Source organism: Niallia sp. 03133, from assembly GCF_052663225.1.
This window is the reverse complement of sequence record NZ_JBQTCY010000004.1, coordinates 1-25,516: the sequence shown is the minus strand read 5'-3', so window position 1 is coordinate 25,516 and position 25,516 is coordinate 1. Positions and strand designations below refer to the sequence as shown.

Here is a 25,516-nt window from a genome sequence, read left to right as displayed (position 1 = left end):
CTGAAAATATTATATATATAGCTAGAAAAGGTGAGTAGTGTAATGGAAGTTGTAAGAATTAATTATCCTGAAAACTTGAACAATAAAGAGTTTCCGCCTATAGTTATGGCGTTAGGCTTTTTTGATGGAGTTCACTTAGGGCATCAGAAAGTAATAGGAGAAGCAAAAGCACTTGCAGATCAAAAGGGATGGAAAAGCGGAGTACTTACTTTTGATCCACATCCATCCGTCGTATTGGGAAATGATTCTAGACGCATTGACCTTATTACATCTTATGAAGCAAAAGTTGCAGAAATCGAAAAGCTTGGAATGGATTATTTATTTATTATCCATTTTACAAAGGATTTTGCTAATCTTCTCCCAGAAGATTTTGTAGATCAGTTTTTAATTCGTTTGAATGTTGTTCATGTTGTAGCTGGATTTGATTATACATATGGTAAGCTGGCAAAAGGCACCGCTGAAACATTAAAACAGCATGGGCAGGATCATTTTGAAACAACGATCATTAATAAAGAAACATACCATGGGGAAAAAGTAAGCTCCACTTTAATTCGTTCCTATATACTAAAGGGGGACATGGAATATATACCCTCCTTGCTTGGAAGGTATTACAGCATCCAAGGAACCGTGATTCATGGAGATAAACGGGGAAGGACTATTGGCTTCCCAACAGCTAATATCGATAGTGACAATTTCTTATTGCTTCCTCCTCAAGGAGTATATGCAGTTCGTATAAAAGTGGATGGTTCTTGGCATGATGGAGTATGTAATGTCGGAACAAAACCAACATTTCATCCAGATGAAACAGCTCAATCAGTAGAAGTGCATATCTTTCAGTTTGATCAAGTGATATATGGAGAAAAGGTGGAGCTGGAGTGGCATATCCGCATAAGAAGTGAAAAGAAATTTAATGGTATTGAGGAATTAGTTCATCAAATTGAAAAAGATAAACAAACGGCAATAGAATACTTTAGAAAAAATCTGTAGTATGTAGTTCTTATACATATTAATGATGGATGGAATAAGTGATTTTATCCCACTCTTAACGGGCAGTAAGACCCCCACCTCGGGGATGCCGAGAAATCGAGGAAGATAGGTGTTGAAACTTGCCCGTAAAGGTCCGATAAGTGCAACTAACCATCAGTGGGGGATGAGGAAAAACCCCCACTGATGGAAGTTTTCTTTATAAAAGCAAGATAATTTGGTGGAAGAAATGGAAAAAAGAATGATTGATTTTCTTGCTTTTTTTTATAAAAAAGGTTATTCTTATAAACGTACTAAAAACAACCTTTGCTTGGCAAAATCGAGTCACCAACGTTTTGCTCGGTAAATGGGGATTAGTGTAATAGGATATAGGAGGTGAAACAGGATGGCAATCACTCAAGAACGTAAAAACGAACTTATTAATGAGTACAAAACGCATGAGAACGATACTGGATCTCCAGAAGTTCAAATCGCTGTCCTAACGGAGTCAATTAATAATTTGAATGATCATTTACGTACACATAAAAAAGATCATCACTCACGTCGTGGTCTTTTGAAAATGGTAGGTAGACGTCGTAATCTATTAACTTACCTACGTAATAAAGACGTTCAACGTTACCGTGTTTTAATTAACAAACTTGGTTTACGTAGATAGTTTAAAAAAGCGGGATACTTGTTCCCGCTTTTTTATTGTGTAGGAAAGGTACAAACAGAGAAACTACAATAGTTCAAAATAGACTTAGTACTTATAGATAATAAAAACAACTTAAAGATTACATAAACACCTAGTTTTTAAGTAACACAAAATGTGTATACTATAAGAAAAGCGGAATCGCCTTGAAAGCTGGGAAAAGCACTGGAGAGCCAACAGAAGAAGTCGTACTTTGACTTCAGATGATGGATCGAAGTAATCGAGCAGCTAGGCGAAGGAGCTGGAAATAAAGAAAAGCGGAATCGTCTTTAAAAATAAAATCAAGTAGGTTTTAGGTAGTACTTTTTTTAAGCCAAAACCTCTAACAAGTGAATAAGCAGAGAGGGGTTTATAAATGGGACAAGAGAAACATGTGTATTCCATTGACTGGGCAGGAAGGAAGCTTTCAGTCGAAATAGGACAATTAGCGAAACAAGCAAATGGTGCAGTATTAGTAAGATATGGTGATACAGCTGTTTTAAGTACTGCAACAGCTTCAAAAGAACCGAAAAATTTAGATTTCTTCCCGTTGACAGTGAACTATGAAGAACGTTTGTATGCAGTAGGGAAAATACCTGGCGGCTTTATTAAAAGGGAAGGCAGACCTAGTGAAAGAGCAATTTTGGCCAGCCGTTTAATAGATCGTCCAATTAGACCATTATTTGCCGACGGTTTCCGTAATGAAGTGCAAGTAGTAAGTTTAGTAATGAGTGTGGATCAAGACTGTTCAACAGAAATGGCAGCAATGTTTGGATCGTCATTGGCGCTTTCTGTATCAGATATTCCTTTTGGCGGACCTATCGCTGGAGTTTACGTTGGCCGCATTGAAGGTGAATTTGTTATTAATCCAACAGTAGAACAAGCTGAAAAAAGTGATATTACCTTGGCTGTTGCTGGAACAAAAGATGCGATAAACATGGTGGAAGCTGGCGCAGATGAAGTTCCAGAAGAAGTAATGCTTGAAGCTATTATGTTTGGTCACGATGAAATTAAGCGACTAATTGCATTCCAGGAAAAAATTGTGGAAGAAATCGGCAAAGAGAAAACGGAAGTTAAATTATATGAACTAAATGCAGAAATTGAAGCAGATGTACGTTCACTTTGTGAAAAAGATATGCTTGAAGCAATTAGAGTTCAAGAAAAACATGCAAGAGAAGCGGCAATTAAAGAAGTAAAAAATGCTGTTGTAGAAAAATACGAAGCAGAAGAAGTGAATGAAGACGAATTAAAGCAAGTAAAACAAATACTTGATAAATTAGTGAAAAATGAAGTACGCCGTCTCATTACTGAAGATAAAGTAAGACCAGACGGGCGTGGTTTAGAAGAAATTCGTCCTTTATCCTCTGAAGTAGATTTATTGCCTAGAACGCACGGTTCTGGTCTGTTTACTCGTGGACAAACGCAAGCGTTGAGCATCTGTACATTGGGAGCATTAGGAGATGTTCAAATATTAGATGGTCTTGGTGTAGAAGAAGAAAAACGCTTTATGCACCATTATAATTTTCCAAACTTTAGTGTTGGGGAAACCGGACCAATGCGCGGACCTGGACGTCGTGAGATTGGGCATGGAGCACTTGGTGAAAGAGCGCTGGAACCTATTATTCCGTCTGAAAAGGACTTTCCTTATACTATTCGACTTGTATCAGAAGTGTTAGAATCGAATGGATCTACTTCTCAAGCTAGTATTTGTGCAAGCACACTTGCCATGATGGACGCTGGAGTGCCGATTAAAGCTCCTGTTGCCGGCATTGCGATGGGATTAATTAAGACTGGAGAATTTTACAGCATATTAACAGATATTCAAGGGATGGAAGATCACCTTGGGGATATGGACTTTAAAGTTGCTGGAACAGAAAAAGGTGTAACAGCACTTCAAATGGATATTAAAATTGAAGGATTATCCAGACAAATTTTAGAAGAAGCTCTACAGCAGGCTAAAATAGGTCGCATGCAAATTTTAGATTCCATGTTGAAAACAATAAACACTCCAAGAGAAGAATTGTCTTCCTACGCTCCAAAAATATTAATGATGGCTATTAATCCAGATAAAATCCGTGATGTTATTGGACCAAGTGGAAAACAAATTAATAAAATTATTGAAGAAACTGGCGTAAAAATTGATATAGAACAAGATGGAACGGTATTCATTTCATCTGTTAACGATGAAATGAATAAAAAAGCAAAACAAATCATTGAAGATATTGTCCGTGAAGTAGTTGTAGGACAAATGTATCTTGGAAAAGTAAAACGAATTGAAAAATTCGGTGCTTTTGTTGAAATCTTTAATGGAAAAGATGGCCTTGTACACATTTCCGAACTGGCAGAAGAGAGAGTTGGAAAAGTAGAAGATGTTCTTGCCCTTGGTGATGAAATACTTGTGAAAGTAACAGAAATAGATAAGCAAGGCAGAGTGAATCTTTCACGTAAAGCAGTATTGCGCGAGCAAAAAGAACAAGCCGAAGATGCAAAAAAATAATTTGCTAATTCATTTTAGCAAGAGTGTATATCAACAAATATAAAGGGCTGACTCTAAAGAAGCTTAAATTAACTTCTTTTTATAAGAGTCAACCTTTTTTGTTTCATAAGAATTAATAGCTATTATTTTTAAGCATGAAATTGAATTAGCCTTGAGTGGCAACATTCTGTAATGTACTTTTTTAAAAAGGAAGTTTTCAGTATATTTAGGAGCTTTCGTTCTACCTTGTCCCCCTTAAACATAAAAATTTAAGGAGGAGGGGAACTAGAATGAGAAAAATGATTCCTTTAATTTGCATCTTGCTTATTTCTTGGGTTATTGTTAATAATCCGTTGTCCAATACATATGTAGATCGTTTAAAAGAAAAGAATGTCGCCGTTGGAGCAAATAAAAATGCTTTGTACGAGGAAATAAACGAGAAAGCAAATGATTATCGCATAGAACCGGAAGACGCAAAAATTGATCCAGTTTGGAAAGCAATACCAGGAATAAACGGGTTAGAAGTCGATGTCGATGCCTCCTATAAAAGTATGAAGGCTTCTGGCAAGTTTAATGAAAAAAAGCTCGTTTTTAAACAGCTTAAACCATCCATTCACTTAAAAGATTTGCCGCCAACACCTATCTATAAAGGGAACCCAAACAAACAAACGGTTAGCTTTATTATTAATGTAGCTTGGGGAAATGAATACTTGCCGGATATTCTTGCAGTATTAAAAAAACATCATGTAAAAGCGAGCTTTTTTTTAGAAGGAAGATGGACACAAAAAAATCCTGAGTTGGCAAAAATGATAGTTGAGGCTGGGAATGAAGTTGGCAACCATTCTTATACACATCCAGATATGAGTAAAATTAGTCCGCAGCAAGCAAGAAATGAAATGATCAAAACAAACGATGTAATTAAAGCAACAACAGGAAAAAAAATAACTTGGTTTGCTCCTCCGAGTGGAAGTTATAATAATGATACAGTACAGATAGCTAATGAAAATAAAATGGGTACACTTATGTGGTCGATAGATACAGTAGACTGGAGGAAGCCAGCGCCGGATGTATTAATACAACGGGTGGTAGGAAAAGTTCATAATGGAGCAATGATTTTAATGCATCCTACAGCATCAACGACTAGTGCGTTACAAGAATTAATTGAGCAAATTCAAGCAAAAGGGCTTGAAATAAACACAGTTTCAGAAATGTTAAGTGAAGAACGAAATGTGGTAAATTCAAAATAAAAAGAAAAACGTCTGATGATAACTCGTTTATTTTCTATTTTTTCTTATTAAGGAAACAACTTTTTGGTAAAAATAAAAGGAATGAGATATACTAGCAATCGCATACGTTTATATAATTGGCAAACAGAACAGGAGGAACCTACATGATTAAGAAATATACTTGCCAAAATGGAGCACGAATTGTATTAGAAAATATACCGACCGTTCGCTCTGTTGCAATTGGTGTATGGATTGGAACAGGTTCTCGTAATGAGGATGAAAAAAATAATGGTGTTTCCCATTTTTTAGAGCATATGTTTTTTAAAGGGACAAAAACAAGAAATGCTAGAGAAATTGCTGAGTCTTTTGACAGTATTGGTGGTCAAGTAAATGCGTTTACTTCAAAAGAATATACTTGCTATTATGCTAAAGTGTTAGACACCCATTCCGATATTGCTTTAGAAGTGTTGGCTGATATGTTTTTTAACTCAATATTTGAAGAAGAAGAGTTGAAGAAAGAGAAAAATGTCGTATATGAGGAAATAAAAATGTATGATGATACACCGGATGATATTGTTCATGATTTGTTAAGTCAGGCAGTATTTGAAAAGCATCCTTTAGGATATCCGATTCTTGGAACAGAGGAAACATTGGCAACATTTAATGGGAATACACTGCGACAATATATGCATGATCATTATACACCTGAAAATATTGTTATATCTATTGCTGGAAACATCGAGGAATCATTTATTAAAGAAGTAGAGAAGTATTTTGGACACTATACTGCTGGAAGCAGCAATCTAGACATATACAAACCTACTTTTCATGCAAGCAAACTTTCCCGAAAAAAAGAAACAGAACAAGCACATCTTTGTCTAGGGTATGAAGGCTTAAAAGTTGGACACGAAGATATGTACAGCCTTATTACTTTGAATAATATTTTAGGCGGGAGCATGAGTAGCAGACTGTTTCAAGATGTCAGAGAGCAAAAAGGGCTTGCTTATTCTATTTTCTCCTATCATTCGGCATTTCAAGACAGCGGGATCGTTACTATCTATGGTGGCACTGGCGCAAAACAATTGGATGATTTATTTGAAACGATTCAGACAACATTAAACAATTTAAAAAGAGATGGGATAACAGAAAAAGAACTAATCAATAGCAAAGAACAATTAAAAGGAAGTTTAATGTTAAGTTTAGAAAGCACAAACAGTCGAATGAGCCGTAACGGGAAAAACGAACTAATGTTAGGGAAACACCGTTCATTAGATGAAATTGTTGATCAAATTGACAGTGTTTCCATCGAAGGCGTCAACAAAATGGCCCATCAAATTTTCACTGATAGTTTCTCAGTTTCACTCATAAGTCCAGATGGCATTCTGCCTAAATCTATAAATTAAAACAATAAAAGTTACTGCTAAAAAATCTACTGACAACTAGTCTAAAAGATAACTCCAGAAAATATGATGATAGAAATAATATAAGAAGGAGACAAAATCATGAGATTAAGTGAATTAAGCGGCAAAGAAATAGTAGATGTTAAAAATGCAGCAAGATTAGGTGTTTTAGGGCAGACTGATTTAGAAATTAGTGAAAAAGATGGGCAAATAAAAACATTGTTAATTCCGTCACTAAAATGGTTTGGTTTAAAAAGGACTGGCGGCGAGCTGCGTGTTCCTTGGTCGCAAATCAAAAAAATCGGAAGCGATATGATAATTATCGATATTCCGGAAAATGATGAATGAGAGCATTCCATAAGAATAAAGCAGCGAGGCGACCCATTCTGAATAATGGGTCGTTGCTTTTAATTATTCTTATGGAGCTTTTTTTTACTAAATGTAAATATCATCCGTTCTTTTTTCCTTCAATCTCCACGTTTTATGTTTTTTCATTTATCCCACTCTTAATGGGCAGTAAGACCCCGACCTCGGGGATGCCGAGAAATCGAGGAAGCTAGGTGTTGAAACTTACCCGTAAAGGTCCGATAAGTGCAACTAACCATCAGTGGGGGATGAGGAAAAACCCTCACTGATGGAAGTTTACTTTATTTTTAAAGGAAGTAAACACCTCTCCTTTTTTCATTCATAAAATAGTCAGAATCTAGAGAACTGTTTTTTTCTTCTCTGTCCGTCTTACTCGGATGCTCGTTATCCAGGTAAAAGCGAATGAACACTCAACCAAGGAAAATCGACTAACTGCGCGACGGTCTTATGTCTTCGTCGATTAATTTGTATCCTTCAACTCTCGATCGCCTAATGTTTGTGATTACGATACTTTTCTACATTCTAACCCTTTTCGTTCTTAAAGGGTTCTTTCTATTTTTTCCGGTAAATTAATGAAAGCAACTCACCGAAAAGACTGTCATCACATAAGATGTTGAAGTAGTGAATGATTAGTTATTAGTGGATTTTTATAAAAAGAAGGTGAAATGATTCATGCTGACAGGGGTGAAGATCGCTGTTATTGGCGGTGATGCTAGACAGCTCGAAATTGTAAGGAAGCTAACGGAGCAACATGCATTACTTTCTTTAATTGGATTTGAACAACTAGATCACGCCTTTACTGGTGCTACGAAAGAAAAGATCGAAGGCGTAGATTTTTCTAAGATGGATGCAATTATTCTTCCTGTAAAAGGAACCAACCTTGACGGACAGGTAGATACGATTTTTTCAAACGAAGAAGTGTTTTTAACAGAGGAGCTGCTGCAGAAGACACCAGCACATTGCATCGTTTATTCAGGCATTACCAATAGTTATTTAGATAGTATTATATCAAAAACAAATCGTTCCCTCGTACAGTTATTTAACAGAGATGACGTAGCCATTCTTAATTCCATTCCGACAGTAGAAGGTACGATTATGATGGCAATACAACATACGGATACAACCATTCATGGCTCCAAACTGATTGTTTTGGGACTTGGACGTGTAGGGATGAGTGTAGCAAGAACATTTCATGCACTCGGAGCAAAGGTAAAGGTAGCAGCAAATCAAAGCGACCATATTGCACGGATCATTGAAATGGGACTAATACCGGTACAATTAGAGGATTTAGAGAAAACGGTTGGAGATATTGATATTTGCATTAATACTATTCCCCATTTAGTTGTCACATCCAATGTAATTGAAAAAATGCCATTGCATACGTTAATTATCGATCTTGCCTCAAAACCAGGGGGGACGGATTTTCCGTATGCAGAAAAAAGAGGCGTGAAGGCGCTATTGGCACCAAGCTTGCCTGGTATTGTAGCACCTAAAACAGCTGGAAACATTCTTGCAGATGTTTTATCACAGTTATTACAAGAAGGATTGCAAAAGGGAAAGGAGCAATCAAAATGAGCTTAAAAGATAAAAGAATTGGCTTTGGCATCTCTGCCTCACACTGTACGTATGCAGAAGTATTTCCACAAATAGAGAATTTAGTAAGCTTGGGGGCAGACGTTGTTCCCGTTGTGACGGGGAATGTGCAACATACAGATACCCGTTTTGGCAAAGGATTTGAATGGATCAGCAAAATTGAAGAATTGACAGGAAATGAAGCAATCGATAGCATTGTAAAAGCAGAACCTCTTGGACCGAAAATTCCTTTAGATTGTATGGTAATCGCTCCTTTAACTGGAAACAGCATGAGCAAATTTGCGAACGCGATGACAGATAATGCAGTATTAATGGCAGCTAAGGCAACATTACGCAATCAAAAACCGATAGTTTTGGGGATTTCAACCAATGATGCACTTGGATTAAATGGTGTAAACTTAATGCGGTTAATGGCCACAAAAAATATTTACTTTATTCCATTTGGCCAAGACGATCCAATGAAAAAGCCTAATTCTATGGTAGCAAGAATGTCGCTGCTTTCTGAAACAATTGAAGCTGCACTAGAAAGCAGACAAATTCAACCAGTAATAATCGAAAGATTTCAAGATTAATAAGAAAAGCGGAAGCGCCTTGGTAATCTCCGAACGGACTGGAAGTGCTTTGACTGAGATAAGATGAAACTTCCATCTGGGGGCTTTTCCCCTGATGGTTAGTTGAATCGATCGGCCATATACGGACAGTTAGTCATGATGAAAATTTGTTGTCTTTATTAAAACAAGTTTAATATGAAAAAGCAGCATTACTGTTCGTTAATGGTGGATACAGGAAACACGAAGAGCGAAAGCAAATCGATGTTGACTTATCGCAGGGAGGAGATCTGGAGTACGAAAGGAGATAGGCGCTGGTCGCCTAAATACGCCACGTCCTGTGGGGATACATCGGAGCTATACATTTATCCCACTCTTAACGGGCAGTAAGACCCCCACCTCGGGGATGCTGAGAAATCGAAGAAGCTAGGTGGGGGATAACTGCCCGTAAAGGTCCGATAAGTTCAACTAACCATCAGTGGGGGATGAAGAACCCCCCCTGATGGAAAGGTTCACTTTATCTAATTTAAGATATTAAATCTAATAATATAGAAAATGAAGAAGAATGTTTCTGCTATACTTATCTTTTTGAAAGAATCCGAAAAAAAGGTTCTGTTCATATGGCTTGAATATGTTAAAATAAAGAATATTCATTGATGACGGCTAATTTGTCGCCGTCATTATTATACAATATAGAGAATTTTCACCTTGGAAGGGGAGCCTTTAAATGGAGCAAAAAAAAGGATTTAACGTAGCAGTAGTAGGAGCAACTGGCGCAGTAGGGCAGCAAATGATTAAAACATTAGAAAACAGAGATTTTCCAATAGCTAAATTAACTCTTTTGTCCTCCAAGCGTTCGGCTGGGACAAAGGTTACTTATAAAGGTAAGGAAGTAATAGTAGAAGAAGCAAAACCTGAAAGCTTTAAAGGGATTGATATTGCATTATTCAGCGCAGGTGGAGGCGTTTCGAAAGAGTTGGCTCCACACGCAGTGGAACATGGAGCAATTTGTGTAGATAATACAAGCGCTTTTCGCATGGATGAAAATGTTCCGTTAGTTGTTCCGGAAGTAAATGAAGAGGATTTGCATAAACATAACGGAATTATAGCCAATCCAAATTGCTCAACTATTCAAATGGTTGTAGCGCTACAGCCGCTGAAAGAAAAATATGGTCTTTCAAAAGTGCTTGTTTCTACTTATCAAGCAGTTTCAGGTTCTGGTGCTGCAGCAGTGGAAGAGCTGAACAGCCAAACAAAAGCAATTATTCAAAATGAAAGCTTTGAACCAAAAATTCTGCCAGTAAAAAGTGATAAAAAGCATTATCAAATCGCTTTTAATGCTGTTCCGCAAATTGATGTATTTACAGAGAATGGCTTTACTTATGAAGAAATGAAAATGATCAATGAAACAAAAAAAATAATGCATGATAAAGAATTAAAAGTGGCAGCAACTTGTGTCCGCATTCCTGTTGCAACTGGCCATTCTGAATCCGTTTATTTTGAAATTGAAAATCAGGATGTATCGGTTGCAGACGTAAAAGAATTGTTAAGTTCAGCATCGGGTGTTGTTTTACAGGATGAACCTGAAAATCAAATTTATCCAATGCCGGCAGATTGTGTTGGATCAAATGATGTCTTTGTAGGACGAATCCGCAAAGATCTAGATGCGAAAAATGGTTTCCATATGTGGGTCGTTTCTGATAATTTATTAAAGGGTGCCGCATGGAACTCTGTTCAAATCGCCGAGAGTCTAGTGAAATTAGGTATTGTTAAATAAAGAAACCATCATGGACAGAAGCAACAAAGTGGTACTCTCTGCTTAAAATATAAATAGATGGATGTATTTCAGTAAGTATTTTTTCCTTCTTATGAAGAAACAGTCTATACTATTTATGTGGATAGAAAAAGAGGGTCTATACAGCAAAGGACAGGGATCCCAACTGAAATTATTGTGATGATTTAAACTTGCCAAGTTGGGATCTGTTCTAGAAATAGAATAACCCTCACAGTAAGCACTTGTTAAAGTGTATAGAGGTGTTTGTGATGAAAATAATCGTACAAAAGTTCGGCGGAACATCGGTGCGAGATGAAGAATCCCGCGAAATGGCAAAAGAACATATTCAAGATGCACTATTTCAAGGATATAAAGTAGTGGTGGTTGTATCTGCAATGGGGCGAAAGGGAGAACCATATGCAACAGATACTTTATTATCCCTTGTCGGAGGAGCAGATAATAGACTAAGCAAGCGGGAAAACGATTTACTATTATCGTGCGGTGAAATTATCTCCAGTGTAGTATTTACTCAATTATTAGTAGAAAACAAAATAAAAGCTACTGCTTTAACTGGTGCGCAAGCAGGCTTCTTAACAAATGATGATTATAATCAAGCAAGAATTATTGAAATGGATTGTACTCGTGTTCAAAAAGAGTTGGAAATATATGATGCAATAGTTGTTGCAGGATTTCAAGGGTCTGCCCCTAATGGTGATACTACAACATTGGGCAGAGGTGGAAGCGATACATCAGCTGCTGCTTTGGGAGCTGCTTTAAATGCGGAAGTAATTGATATATTTACAGATGTAGAAGGCATTATGACTGCAGATCCCCGCATTGCAGAAAATGCAAGACCGTTATCTGTGGTAACTTATACGGAAGTATGCAATATGGCTTATCAAGGAGCAAAAGTGATTCATCCGAGGGCCGTTGAAATTGCCATGCAGGCAAAAGTCCCAATCCGAATACGGTCAACTTATTCCAAAGGACCTGGAACACTCGTTACATCCATCAGCCCAGAAAAAATGGGCAGTGATATAAAAGAAAGACCTGTAACAGGAATAGCCCATGTCGCTCCTGTAACACAATTAAAAGTTTTTGCAAAAAAAGATCAATATGATTTGCAGGCACAAGTTTTTAAGGCGATGGCTAATGAGGAAATTAGCGTTGATTTTATCAATATATCTCCAAATAGTGTTGTGTATACAGTGACAGATGAAATGTCTTCCAAAGCAATTTCCATACTTAAACAAATGGACTATGATCCAGTTGTGGAAAAAGGCTGTGCGAAGGTTTCTGTAGTTGGAGCAGGCATGGCTGGTGTACCAGGCGTAACATTTAAAATTGTTACAGCTTTATCCAAACAGGGCATTCGCATATTACAATCTGCCGATAGTCATACAACCATTTGGGTACTTGTGAAGCAGGAAGATTTAATAAAAGCAGTAAATGTTTTACATGATGCATTTGAATTAGAAAAAGAAACGTTACAATAAAACACAACTAGATTGAAAATAAGAATAGGAGTGGAACGATGGGTTTATTTGGTAGGGTATCAACGGCCATGATCACACCATTTGATGCAAAGGGACATATTGATTTTCCAAAAACGACACAGTTGATTAATCATTTGATCGAGAACGGAACTGATTCGCTTGTAGTAGCTGGAACAACTGGTGAATCTCCAACATTATCGAAACAAGAAAAGATTGCTTTATTTAAACATGTGGTTGAGGTAGTGGAAAAGAGAGTTCCCATCATTGCAGGAACAGGTAGTAATAACACATATGATTCCATCGAATTAACAAAGCAAGCAGAGCAAATTGGAGTAGACGCTGTTATGGTAGTAGGTCCATATTATAACAAGCCAAATCAAGAAGGATTGTATCAGCATATAAAAACGATTGCTGAAAATACAACACTTCCCGTTATGATTTATAATATTCCTGGGCGTTCAGTAGTAAATATTGAACCAGAAACAATCATCCGTTTATCAGAGATTGACAATATTGTTGCGGTAAAAGAGGCTAGCGGAAACTTGAATGCAATGACAAAAATAATAGCTGGTACCTCTGAGGATTTCTGTCTATACAGCGGTGATGACAGTTTAACATTGCCAATCCTTTCAATTGGTGGAAATGGCGTTATTTCTGTTGCTTCCCATGTAATTGGAAATGAGATGCAAGAAATGGTTGTTTCTTTTCTTGATGGAAATACAGAAAAAGCAGCAAAACTACATCAACAATTACTTCCGATTATGTCTGCCCTGTTTATGGCGCCGAACCCTGTGCCATTAAAAACAGCACTTCAGCTAAAAGGATTTGATGTGGGATCTGTTAGATTGCCGTTAGTGCCATTAACAGAGAAAGAACGTACAAAACTAGCTTCGTTTCTTTAATTTATCCCACTCTTAACGGGCAGTAAGACCCCCGCTGATGGAAGTTTACTTTATAAGAGAAGCAAGAACCAATTGTTGATAAATAAGGATAGGTTATGGCTGGCTATTGATAATATTTTTATTAGCTAGAATTTCGAATAATGATTATATGTTTAAAAAAGCCAACTATTGTAAATAATAGTTGGCTTTTTTGGGAGAAATTAGAAAGAAATTACTTAATGCAAGATAATGTATCATAAAAATTTATACACATTAAAGTTTTGGTTACTTTGTATAATTTTTTGTCGTTTTTTTAGTAAAAAGAAACAATGACATGCCGAATATTTCACGTTAATATGTAAGGAAAGATAACATAAAATTTTTTTAAGGCAGTTGAAAATTCTGAATTTTATGATTGGGAGGGAGTTAAAAGGATGAAAGAGAATAAGGTAAATAAGAAGCCTTTTTATAAAGGAATGTTCTTTCAAATTATGGTTGCTATCGTTGTTGGGATATTAGTCGGCTATTTATGGCCGAATATTGGGAACATGGTAAAACCTATTGGCGATGGATTCATAAAGTTAATTAAAATGATTATTGCACCACTAATTTTTGGAGTTGTAGTAGTCGGGATTGCGAAAGTCGGCAATATTAAAACAGTAGGTAAAATTGGAGGAAAGACACTACTTTATTTTGAAATTGTCACAACATTTGCATTAGTTATTGGTTTGGTTGTTGCTAATCTAATGAATCCAGGTGTTGGATTAAATATCGATCCTTCTACATTAAGTACAAGTGATGTGGATGCTAAAACAGGTGGTTCACACTTGCCGAGTGAAGGTGATTTTTTCCTTAATATGATTCCTGATAGTGCAGTTGGAGCGTTTGCCAATAACTCTATGCTACAAGTACTATTAATATCTTGTTTATTTGGAATAGCACTAGTTCACATTGGGGGCCGTACATCTGATTTATTAATCGATGTGTTAGAAAATGTAAATAATGTTCTCTTTAAAATTATGGGTTACATTATGCAATTAACCGTAATTGCAACATTTAGTGCCATGGCGTTTGCTGTAAGTCAATATGGATTAAATACGTTAGCTTCTTTTGGAAAATTGTTTATTGCAATGACAGTTGCATGTCTAGCTTTTGTATTTGTATTAGCTGTTATTTTTAAATTATTTCTAAATTTAAGTTTATGGAAACTAATTAAATTTATTCGTGAAGAAATTATGCTTTCGTTTGCTACTGGATCAACTGAAGCAGTAATGCCACAGTTGATGAAAAAATTTGAACAAGCTGGCTGTGATAAAGCAGTTGTTGGATTAGTTGTACCAACTGGATACTCTTTTAATTTGGATGGAGCATCTATTTATTTGTCCATTGCGCTAGTATTTTTAGCACAAGCAACTGGAATTGATTTAAGCTTGGGAGATCAATTATTTATGTTAGGTGTCCTGCTGCTTACATCAAAAGGGATGGCAGGTATTCCAGGTTCTGCCTTTGTAGCACTATCAGCTACAGCTGCTGCAACCGGTTCTATTCCTGTTGCAGCGGTAGCGTTAATGCTAGCTCCAGATCGATTTATGGGGAATTATCGTACAACCGTTAATATTATTGGCTACGCAGTAGCTGCATTTATTATCGCAAGATGGGAAAACCTACTTGATCAAACTCGTGCCAAAGAAGTTCTAGATGGAAAAGTTAGTGTAGATCAGTAAAACGAGAAAGTAATTATCGCCTTTTTTCAGAGGTTGAATAAATCGAAAATAAGAGAATCCTGAAGGAGAAATACTCCCTCGGGATTTTTTTGATTCATTAGAAATGGAAGATATGATTTTAATAAGGATCCATCTATATCCGAACTTGATCAATGGGATTTTGCAACAGCAAAACCTTTATTTTAGTTGAGGAGATATTTACTAGGAAGGAATTGTTAGATTTTCTCACAAATAAATCTTGTCTATCTAATTAACTTCCTTTATTATAAAAAACGTATATAATTTTGAAATCTACTGAATTTCCTGTATTAAGCAGAAAACTATTTACAAAAAAATTTTCTCCTTTTAATTTTCTTTTAAATAAAAACAAATTCATAGTTGGAAATCATTCATAAATATATACTGAATTTATCGCACGGAGGAAAGTAAGATGGATACAAAAAATACGTTGCAAAGAAAATTGCTGCCTAGACATATCAGCTTAATGGCGATGGGTGGAGCAATTGGAACAGGAATATTTAAAGGAAGTGCAGAAACTGTATCTTTAGCGGGGCCAGGAGTAGTTGTTACATATTTGTTTGCTGGATTATTATTACTCGTAGTAATGGCATCAATCGCGGAGATGGCAATTGTTTATCCAAATACAAATATGAAGGGATTTATTCAAAAAGCTTTTGGAAATAAGATGTCCTTCATTATTGGTTGGCTATATTGTATTCTTTGGCTGGCTGTTTGTATTATTGAAGTCGTTGTAGCCGGAAGTTTTTTGCAGTACTGGCTGCCATCCATTCCTTTATGGCTATTAAGTTTATGCTGCACTGTCCTGCTTATTGGCGTAAATATGATGAATGTAAAAAATTATGGAGAGTTTGAATTTTGGTTTGCCGGCATTAAAATTGGTATGATTATTGTTTTTATTATCTTAGGAGCATTTATTTTATTTGGGATAATTCCAAGTGATCAAACCAATTATTTAGAAAACTATGTAACCCATGGTGGTTTTTTTCCAAACGGCTGGACATCTATTTTTGCTGCATTATTAATTGTTATGTTTTCATATGGTGGATCAGAATTAATTGGTGTTACAGTAACAGAAGCAAAAGATGTAGAACATGTTTTGCCAAAAGTTATTAAAAGCTTTATTTTCCGCATTATATTATTTTATACATTGCCGATTTTAATTATCTGTGGCCTTATTCCTTGGAATGAGCTAGGTGATCAATCAAGTCCGTTTGTTCAAGTATTATCCATGACTGGACTTCAAGGGGCAGACCATGTAATGAATTTTATTCTAATTATTGCTGTGCTTTCTGCTGCAAACTCGGGAATTTACGGATGTACAAGAATGATGTATTCTTTATCTGCAGAAGGGGAAGGACCAAAAGCGTTTGCCAAGGTATCTAAAAATGGTGTACCAATATATAGTTTAATCGCAATGTCCATTGTATTGCTGTTAGGGTCAATGATTGCTTTTGTTGCACAAAATCAAGTGTTTACCATTTTAATGGCATTCCCAGGATTTATTGTTTCCATCGTATGGGTCAGCATTTGTCTAGCTCAGATAAAATTGCGAAAAACATATCCATGTGAACCCAGCTTTAAATTATGGGGATATCCTTATTTGCCAGCATTAACTGCTGTGTTATTAAGTTTTATTTGCTTAACATTTGTTCTAAATGAAGAAAATAGAGTTAGTATTATTGCTTGTATCGTCATTATAGCTGTTTTAATTATTATTGCTTTATTTAAATTTAACAACAAAAAATAATAGAAGAGTACCCAATTTTTATGGGTGCTTTTTTTATGGGAAGGCTCTGTTAAACGATAATGTTGATTTTGGAAGGAAATTTGCGAGACTCCTACGGAAAAACGGGCTGGAAAGACCCCGCAAGGAGGTACGACCGAGGAGGCTTGCCAGTTCGTCCGCGGAAAGTGAGTGAATTTCCTGACCATCATAAATCAACACTGAAATTTAACAGAACCTATGGAAAAAAGAGTAGAAAACCGGAAAACCATTTCTTTTCCGTTGTTTCTCCTTTCTTTCTTGTTTTGAATTTTTAGACGATCCGCTTTCGCGATTTGCATCAGATTTTTATAAAATAGCGGATCAAATATTCTATTTCGAAATAGATGTTTATGATAAATTGTTGTAAAGTTTTTCTAACTTAAAGTATAATAATCATAACTGATCACTGGTCGGACTAACTCAACATAGGAGGAAACAAAAATTGAAGAAAAATGAAAAGATAAAGCTGGTTGCCCTCGGAGGAGTAGGGGAGAACGGAAAAAATATGTTTGTTGTCGAAGTGGACGAGGACATATTTGTAATTGATGCTGGCTTAATGTATCCACAAAATGAAATGCTTGGAATTGATATAGTAGTTCCGGATATTTCCTATTTAAAGCAAAATGAAGAAAAAGTAAAAGGGATTTTCTTAACACATGGCCATGAGGACCATATTGGCGGATTGTCGTATATTCTAAGAGATCTTAATGTGCCAGTATATACAACGCGTCTAACAGCAGAACTGGCAAAAGAGAAGATGAAAGAGCAGGATTTTAAAGAACAAGCTCGTTTTGAGATTATTACAGCTGCATCCGTTCTTCATTTCTCTTCTGCAACGGTTTCTTTCTTCAAAACAAACCATAGCATTCCTGACAGCATTGCAATAGTCATTCAAACATCAGAAGGAGCAATTGTTCATACAGGTGATTTTAAATTTGACCAAACTGCAGGTGAATTATACAAAGCTGATTATGGCCAAATGGCGAAAATCGGGGATAAAGGGGTATTGTGCCTACTGTCTGATAGTACTGATGCAGATAAACCAGGATATTCTACTTCTGATGCAATTGTGAGACAAGAGCTTATTCATTCTTTTTTACATACAAAAGGAAGAATTATTGCTGCATGCTTCGCTACTGATCTAAATAGAATTCAACATATTTTTGATGCTGCTGTCAAATCCAATCGCAAAGTTGCTATTATGGGGAAAAACTTGCATCGTGTTTTAAATATAGCGTTAAAGCATCAATATTTGCTGGTGGAAGAAGAAGTTATTATTTCTTTTAATGAAATACAGCAATATCCTTCTGATCAGGTTGTTATTTTAACAACAGGAACAAAAGGCGAGCCGATTGAGGCCCTTCAAAAAATGGCGAAAAAAAATCATAAACAAGTATTAATCGGAGAAGGAGATACTGTTTTATTCTCTACTAGTACTCTTCTTGGCAGCGAGGTATTTGTTTATAAAACAATCGATATGTTATATCGGGCTGGAGCGACTGTTTTATCTGGAAATAAAACATTTAATAGTTCTAATCACGGAAGCCAAGAAGAGCTCAAGTTTATGATTAATATGATGAAGCCGAAATTCTTTTTGCCTATTCATGGAGAGTATCGGGTATTAAAAGCGCATGCAAATCTTGCAGAAGAATGTGGAATTCTATATGAAAATATTCATATTCCAGAACATGGTGAATTTGTTGAATTAAAAGACGGCAAGCTGCGTGTTGCAGGCAAAATTCCTGCCGGTAATGTATTAATTGATGGCAGTGGAATTGGAGATGTAGGAAACATCGTATTAAGGGATCGCAAGCTATTATCCCAAGATGGTATTTTAACTGTAGTTGTTACATTAAATAAAGCAGAAAGAATGATATCTGCTGGTCCAGAAATTATTACACGTGGATTTGTTTATGTTCGGGAGTCAGAAAAATTGTTAGAAGAAGCTGCTGATCGTGTAAAAGATATTGTTGAAAAAAGCATAAGCAAAGACAGTTTTGATTGGACAGGTATTAAACAAGATATTCGCGATTGCTTAAATCAGTTTTTATATGAAAAAACTAGACGCCGACCAATGATACTTCCAATAATTATGGAAGTAAAACCGGTTAAAAAATAGGCTTTGTTAAACGATCATGTTGTTTTGGGGAAGGGAATTTCCGAGACACTCCTGCTTAAAAAAACGGGTTTGCAGGACGGGTACAAGCGAGCGATAAGCTTCGGAAAACCTATTTACATTCATTTTTTTAACAATGCTTATTTTCAGGGTAGATACTCATGCAACAAAAATTTGTACTATGGCACATGAAAAGAAGCAATATCCCTATTTTTTAGCGCAGAGCAGCCGGCATACACGAAGACTCCTATGGGATTTAGCGGGACAGGCGAGACCCCGCAGGAGTGAGCTGCACCCCAATTATTGGACAGGTAAGCGAAGTGTATTCTGACTGCGGTCTTTATTTTTCAGGATAGCCAGAAAATAAAAAAGAAATATAAAACATTTCTGAAACAACCGACTTTATTATAGCTCGGTTGTTTTTTTGATCCGCATGAAATTCCTTTCCTAACTCCATACTATAAATAAAGGATGTATGGAAAGGGGAATGAAATGATGACAGATAATAATGACCAACATAATGCGGAAGAACAACAGCCAAAAGAAGATAAACCATCTGGATTAATGGAGAAGATACAAGCATTAGGACAGACGAATGTTCCACAGCTTTCTCAAGACTCGACAATCCACTGCTTAACTATTGTGGGTCAAATTGAAGGGCATCTACAACTGCCGCCGCAAAATAAAACAACAAAATATGAGCATCTTATTCCACAAATTGTGGCAATCGAACAAAATCCGAAAATTGAAGGAGTGCTTGTTATTCTTAATACCGTTGGAGGAGATGTTGAAGCAGGACTTGCTATCTCTGAAATGCTTGCATCATTATCAAAGCCAACCGTTTCTTTAGTATTAGGAGGAGGGCATTCCATTGGAGTTCCAATTGCTGTTTCCTGCGATTATTCTTATATTGCGGAGACTGCAACCATGACGATTCATCCTATTCGTTTAACAGGACTTGTTATCGGCGTGCCGCAAACTTTTGAATATCTGGATAAGATGCAAGAAAGAGTTGTTAAATTCGTAACAAAGCATAGTAAAATAAGTGAAGAGGAATTTAAAGATTTAATGTTTGCAAAGGGCAATTTGACAAGAGATATTGGTACAAATGTAATTGGCATGGATGCTGTTACATCTGGACTTATCGATGGTGTAGGCGGAATTGGGGAAGCTATGACAAAATTAAATGAGTTGATTGATTTAAAGAAAGAAGAGAATGAAGGAATGGTACAATGATTATGTATACGTTAATGCCTCAAGAGTTGATGTTCCCAATCAACCAGGAGATTTTTGATAACCAGGTTGTTATTGATTATGAAGGAATTTCTTTATTAGTGCAGAAAAAAGAATCAAATGAATACGAGGTTCTTCGTATTTTAAGTACAGACCCGAATCATTATTTGCATGCACCTGTACAGCCTGGATCAAAAATTCCTTTCATTTAAGCTCTAATCTTCCGTTTATGATATAATATAGTCACGTTAAAAGAGCAGCCAAAGGATAGGCTGCTCTCCTTGTTTAAAAATAAATTTGTTATAGATTTTTAAGCAAGCAAAGAATAATGAGGTTGAGAAGCGAGAGAAAAAGCTTAAGTTAAACTAAAGAGCGTCAGGTGATAAAATGGTTAAAAAGAAAAGAAGGAAAACACGGCAAAAAAAACAAATAAAAAAAACCCTGCAATATGAGCTTGGGGCATTAATTATTATTACACTAGCATTTATTTCTATTTTACAGCTTGGTGTTGTTGGAAAAACGATGGTATTATTTTTTCGTTTTTTTATGGGCGAATGGTATATGCTCAGCTTGCTTGGATTGATTGTTTATGGCGGTTATCTAATGTGGAAGAGAGAAAAACCATTTCTTTTTCATACAAAATTAAACGGAATTTATTTGATAGTCAGTTCTATATTACTATTAAGCCATGTAACTTTATTTAATCTACTTTCAAGTCAGGGCAGATTTGAAAATCCGAGTGTTATTTATAATACATGGGAGCTATTTTGGCTGGAAGTGAATGGCGGTTCAAGGCCCACAGATCTTGGGGGAGGAATGATAGGGGCAGTGCTTTTTGCCTTGTTTCATTATTTATTTGATACTGCTGGTACAAAAATAATAAGTTTTATCGTTATTATTATTGGTGTCATGCTGCTGACAGGAAAAACAATGAGCGGGGCATTCAGGAGATCCATGCTTGCCATTTGGAACTTTGTATCTCAGCAATGGAGTGCTTTCCTAGAAGATATACAAGAATGGAAAGAATCGAAACAAGAGAAAAAGCAAAAGAAAAAAGAAGAAAAGCAAGCGAAAAAAGAGCAAAAAAAAGAGGAACAACGAGAACAAGAGGCAGCTTCTCTCATTGTTAATCCACCTCAGGAACAACAAGAAGAAACATACATACCAGAACCGATCATTTCCACTTTTGTCGAGAGAGCATATGAAAGTACACCAGAAGATATACAAGAAAGTGTGCAATCGGAAAATGGAGAAGAGGAAGAGGCTGTTGTGCCGATTACCTTTACAGAAGTGGAGAATGTAGATTATGAATTGCCTCCATTAAAATTATTAAAACTTCCAAGAAAAACAGATCAAAGTGGAGAATATGAGCAAATACATGCAAATGCAGCGAAATTAGAACGCACCTTTCAAAGTTTTGGGGTAAAAGCAAGAGTTACAGAAGTTCATCTTGGACCAGCGGTAACAAAATACGAAGTGCATCCGGATGTAGGAGTTAAAGTAAGTAAGATTGTTAATTTAAGTGATGATTTAGCTTTAGCTTTGGCAGCAAAAGATATTCGGATGGAAGCACCGATTCCTGGTAAATCCGCAATTGGAATAGAAGTGCCGAATTCCGAGGTAGCAGTTGTTTCTTTACGGGAAGTATTAGAAGCGAATAAAAATGAAAAAGCAGATGCCAAGCTTCAAATAGCATTTGGGAGGGATATTACAGGTAATGCAATATCAGCTGAACTGAATAAAATGCCTCATTTACTGGTAGCTGGTGCTACAGGAAGCGGGAAGAGCGTGTGTATCAATGGGATTATTACAAGTATCTTAATGCGTGCGAAACCACATGAAGTGAAGATGATGATGATTGATCCAAAAATGGTGGAACTGAATGTTTATAATGGCATTCCTCATTTGCTTGCACCAGTTGTAACAAATCCTAAAAAGGCATCACAAGCATTGCAAAAAGTGGTTAGCGAGATGGAAAGAAGATATGATTTATTCTCCCACACAGGTACGAGAAATATTGAAGGATATAATGAGTATATAAAAAGGAACAATGCAGAAGAAGATGAAAAGCAGCCATTATTGCCATATATTGTCGTGATTGTGGATGAACTTGCTGATTTAATGATGGTGGCATCCTCTGATGTAGAAGATGCGATTACAAGGCTTGCACAAATGGCTCGCGCTGCTGGCATTCATTTAATAATTGCCACACAAAGGCCATCTGTTGATGTTATTACAGGGGTTATTAAAGCCAATATTCCTTCTCGTATTGCATTTGCTGTTTCTTCCCAAACTGATTCAAGAACGATTTTGGATATGGGAGGGGCTGAGAAATTGCTGGGTCGAGGAGATATGCTGTTTTTCCCTTATGGCGCAAGTAAGCCTGTCAGAGTGCAGGGCGCCTTTCTATCAGACGAGGAAGTAGAAGAAGTAGTCGATTTTGTCATTGAACAGCAGAAAGCGCAATATCAAGAAGAAATGATTCCAGATGAAATAACAGAAAAAACTGGTGCGGTTGAGGATGAACTATATCACGAAGCAGTAGAATTAATTACAGAAATGCAGACTGCTTCGGTCAGTATGCTGCAAAGAAGGTTTCGGATCGGATATACGAGAGCGGCGAGATTGATTGATGAAATGGAAGCAAGAGGAATTGTTGGACCATATGAAGGCAGTAAACCAAGAACAGTATTGGTCTCAAAAGCTTCTGAAGAAATGAACCTATAACCCTGGATTATACGAATGGCGAAATATGTTATACTAATTAGAGTTTTTTGTATGAATAAGAAATAATCTATCTATGTAAATAGTAAAAAATCTATACTGAAATACTAAATATTTTACAGAAATAAACAGTTGTTTGGGTGCCTTTTATAGATAGCTGTTTGTTTCTGTTTTTTTTGACTAAAATCAGTAAACTCTATTTATTTATTGTAGAAAAAGTGTTATAGTATTTTCGATTAGTAGGAATGATTGAACATCAGAGGTCTGATGTCTTAGAAATTATTTGGAGGAAGCTCACATGCTTATCAAACCCGATAATAGACATTTATATTTGCAAGTGGTCGATCGACTAAAAAACGATATTGAGAAAGGGATTTATAAAGAAAAAGAAAAATTCCCATCTGAATACGAACTTGCAAAAAGATTAGGTGTAAGCAGAGTCACTTTAAGAGAGGCTTTACGAACATTAGAAGAAGAAAATGTCATTATAAGAAGACATGGTGTTGGTACATTTGTTAATAGCAAGCCTATGTTTAAATCTGGCATAGAACAATTAAATAGTGTAACCAATATGATACGGCATGCTGGCATGAATCCTGGTACTATTTTTTTAAGCTCAAATACTCAATGTTCAACTGAAGAAGATATTCGTCGTTTTTCTTGTTCAGAAAAGGAAGAATTTTTGGTAATTGAAAGAGTTCGAACAGCAAATGGCGAACCAGTAGTTTATTGTATAGACAAACTGCCTAATAAGCTATTGCCTGAAGGTATTTCCTGTGACAAGGAATCGATTTTTCAGCTGCTGGAATCTATTACACATATAAATATTACATACGCTATTGCTGAAATTGAACCGATAGGCTACCATGAAAAAATTTCTCCAATCTTGCAATGTGAACCAGAAACAGCATTGCTTGTATTAAAGCAAATGCACTTTGATGAAAAAGACGAACCAATTCTTTATTCGGTAAATTACTTTAGGGCCGATAAGTTTAGTTTTCAAGTGTTAAGAAAACGAATCTATTCATAAACTGCGGAGCTTATCGTATATGCATTCTTGCTAGTACAAATAAAACAAAATATTAGGGGGTACAAACCTTGAAAAAGCGTAAATTTGGTTTAGCGTTGTCTCTAGTGCTTGCTGCTGGGACTGTTTTAGGGGCTTGTGGGAAAAAAGATGATAATGAAGGATCATCTAAAAAAAGTGCATTCAACGTTGCAATGGTTACTGATGTTGGCGGTGTCGATGATAAATCATTCAACCAATCAGCGTGGGAAGGCTTGCAAGCATTCGGTAAAGCAAATGGTCTGGAAAAAGGGAATGGTATCGACTATTTACAATCACAATCAGATGCAGATTATGCAACAAACTTAAATAGCTTAGTTCGTCAAAAAAATGACTTAGTCTTCGGAATTGGATTTATGATGTCTGGAGCAGTGGAAGAAATTGCAAAACAACAAACAGATGCTCATTTTGCAATCGTTGACTCTGTTATTAATCTACCAAACGTTGCGAGCATCACATTTAAAGAACAAGAATCTTCTTTCTTAGCGGGACTTGCTGCTGGTAAAGCGACAAAATCGAATAAAATTGGTTTTATCGGCGGAGTAGAAGGCGAAATTATTGATCACTTTGAAGCTGGCTTTGTAGATGGAGTTAAAGCTGCTAATCCAAAAGCAAAAGTGGATGTACAATATGCTGGGGCTTTTGATAAACCAGAGGTTGGTAAAACAATTGCAAGCAAAATGTACGCTTCAGGCGCTGATGTAGTATTCCATGCTTCAGGCGGTACTGGCGCTGGGCTATTTACAGAAGCTCGTGAACTGAAAGAAAAAGATCCTTCTAAATATATTTGGGCAATCGGAGTTGACTCTGATCAATCTTCAGAAGGTGTAGTTGGAGATCATAATGTTGTGTTGACATCAGCTTTAAAAGGTGTGGCTGCCGCAGTACAAGATATTTCTACAAAAGCGAAAGAAGACAATTTCCCTGGAGGACAATCACTTGTTTATGGTCTGAAAGAAAATGGAGTAGGTCTTTCTGAAATCAACAAAGAAGTAGAAAACAAAGCAGAAATCGATGCACTTGTTAAAGAATGGACAGATAAAATTAAAAACGGTGAGTACACTGTTCCTGATAAACCTGCTAAATAAGGATTATTCATATGTATTCAAAGAACTAAACAAATGATGGTTTTTTGAACAACTTCTATTAGCATTATGAATTTGACAGGAATAAGTGGTTTGCTTAGCAAACACTTATTCCTTTTTTTTTGGCTAAAGTTAGAATTTTAACTAAAAAATAGAAGAGTTATTCTGTTTTTTATAGAAAATTTTAATATATTTTATGATAGCAATGTAAAGATACATGAGAGAAATACCTTTATTAATCAATTATTCTGCCAATTCAATAGAAAACAATAGTGCTTCTGTTTAAGCGTTTTTGGAATATAGAAGGAGTGAAAAAGATGGAATATGTAATTGAGATGCTGAATATTCGCAAAGAATTTCCAGGAATC

General features: G+C 36.2%; 19 protein-coding genes. All 19 read left to right on the top strand.

Annotated elements, in window-relative coordinates; all coding sequences use genetic code 11:
• The first annotated feature begins 42 nt into the window (after positions 1-42).
• The 19 genes from ribF to ACTYBU_RS06465 all read left to right on the top strand — a co-directional run bounded on the left by ribF (position 43) and on the right by ACTYBU_RS06465 (position 25,151).
• Complete coding sequence (ribF, locus tag ACTYBU_RS06555) at positions 43-987, top strand: bifunctional riboflavin kinase/FAD synthetase (RefSeq protein WP_445488180.1); 945 nt, start codon at positions 43-45, stop codon at positions 985-987.
• 382 nt (positions 988-1,369) lie between these two features.
• A complete protein-coding gene (gene rpsO / locus ACTYBU_RS06550) occupies positions 1,370-1,639 on the top strand; it encodes a 30S ribosomal protein S15 (protein ID WP_101175791.1) in 270 nt (89 codons plus the stop codon).
• A 391-nt stretch (positions 1,640-2,030) separates the two neighbouring features.
• Positions 2,031-4,151, top strand: a complete 2,121-nt coding sequence (gene pnp / locus ACTYBU_RS06545) for a polyribonucleotide nucleotidyltransferase (protein WP_445488179.1) — start codon at positions 2,031-2,033, stop codon at positions 4,149-4,151.
• Positions 4,152-4,420: 269 nt separating this feature from the next.
• Entirely contained in the window at positions 4,421-5,377 is a 957-nt protein-coding gene (locus ACTYBU_RS06540; RefSeq protein WP_445488177.1) for a polysaccharide deacetylase family protein, read from the top strand.
• A 143-nt stretch (positions 5,378-5,520) separates the two neighbouring features.
• A complete protein-coding gene (locus ACTYBU_RS06535) occupies positions 5,521-6,759 on the top strand; it encodes a M16 family metallopeptidase (RefSeq protein WP_445488176.1) in 1,239 nt (412 codons plus the stop codon).
• Positions 6,760-6,858: 99 nt separating this feature from the next.
• Entirely contained in the window at positions 6,859-7,104 is a 246-nt protein-coding gene (locus ACTYBU_RS06530; protein ID WP_445488174.1) for a YlmC/YmxH family sporulation protein, read from the top strand.
• Between the two features lie 690 nt (positions 7,105-7,794).
• The gene (dpaA, locus tag ACTYBU_RS06525) at positions 7,795-8,697 is read left to right on the top strand and encodes a dipicolinic acid synthetase subunit A (protein ID WP_445488173.1); all 903 of its coding nucleotides are present in this window, start codon (positions 7,795-7,797) and stop codon (positions 8,695-8,697) included.
• Positions 8,694-9,287 (top strand): dipicolinate synthase subunit B, encoded by a 594-nt coding sequence (gene dpaB / locus ACTYBU_RS06520; protein WP_445488172.1) that lies wholly within the window; start codon positions 8,694-8,696, stop codon positions 9,285-9,287. The genes dpaA and dpaB overlap by 4 nt, the downstream gene beginning before the upstream one ends.
• 703 nt (positions 9,288-9,990) lie before the next feature.
• The gene (gene asd, locus ACTYBU_RS06515; protein ID WP_445488170.1) at positions 9,991-11,040 is read left to right on the top strand and encodes an aspartate-semialdehyde dehydrogenase; all 1,050 of its coding nucleotides are present in this window, start codon (positions 9,991-9,993) and stop codon (positions 11,038-11,040) included.
• 266 nt (positions 11,041-11,306) lie between these two features.
• Positions 11,307-12,533, top strand: coding sequence for an aspartate kinase (gene dapG / locus ACTYBU_RS06510; protein ID WP_445488168.1), 1,227 nt, complete (start codon positions 11,307-11,309; stop codon positions 12,531-12,533).
• Positions 12,534-12,571: 38 nt separating this feature from the next.
• The gene (gene dapA, locus ACTYBU_RS06505) at positions 12,572-13,435 is read left to right on the top strand and encodes a 4-hydroxy-tetrahydrodipicolinate synthase (protein WP_445488166.1); all 864 of its coding nucleotides are present in this window, start codon (positions 12,572-12,574) and stop codon (positions 13,433-13,435) included.
• 413 nt (positions 13,436-13,848) lie between these two features.
• Complete coding sequence (locus ACTYBU_RS06500; RefSeq protein ID WP_445488164.1) at positions 13,849-15,138, top strand: cation:dicarboxylate symporter family transporter; 1,290 nt, start codon at positions 13,849-13,851, stop codon at positions 15,136-15,138.
• Positions 15,139-15,568: 430 nt separating this feature from the next.
• Positions 15,569-16,906 (top strand): amino acid permease, encoded by a 1,338-nt coding sequence (locus ACTYBU_RS06495; protein ID WP_445488162.1) that lies wholly within the window; start codon positions 15,569-15,571, stop codon positions 16,904-16,906.
• Between the two features lie 460 nt (positions 16,907-17,366).
• Entirely contained in the window at positions 17,367-19,043 is a 1,677-nt protein-coding gene (locus tag ACTYBU_RS06490; protein WP_445488160.1) for a ribonuclease J, read from the top strand.
• Between the two features lie 492 nt (positions 19,044-19,535).
• Complete coding sequence (locus ACTYBU_RS06485; RefSeq protein ID WP_445488762.1) at positions 19,536-20,276, top strand: ClpP family protease; 741 nt, start codon at positions 19,536-19,538, stop codon at positions 20,274-20,276.
• Positions 20,273-20,485 carry a YlzJ-like family protein gene (locus tag ACTYBU_RS06480; RefSeq protein ID WP_445488158.1) on the top strand — a complete coding sequence of 71 codons (213 nt, stop codon included), beginning with the start codon at positions 20,273-20,275 and terminating at the stop codon, positions 20,483-20,485. The genes ACTYBU_RS06485 and ACTYBU_RS06480 overlap by 4 nt, the downstream gene beginning before the upstream one ends.
• A 175-nt stretch (positions 20,486-20,660) precedes the next feature.
• Entirely contained in the window at positions 20,661-23,000 is a 2,340-nt protein-coding gene (locus ACTYBU_RS06475; protein WP_445488156.1) for a DNA translocase FtsK, read from the top strand.
• 295 nt (positions 23,001-23,295) lie between these two features.
• Positions 23,296-24,027, top strand: a complete 732-nt coding sequence (locus tag ACTYBU_RS06470) for a GntR family transcriptional regulator (RefSeq protein WP_445488154.1) — start codon at positions 23,296-23,298, stop codon at positions 24,025-24,027.
• A gap of 68 nt (positions 24,028-24,095) precedes the next feature.
• Entirely contained in the window at positions 24,096-25,151 is a 1,056-nt protein-coding gene (locus tag ACTYBU_RS06465) for a BMP family lipoprotein (protein ID WP_445488153.1), read from the top strand.
• The last annotated feature ends 365 nt before the right edge of the window (positions 25,152-25,516 follow it).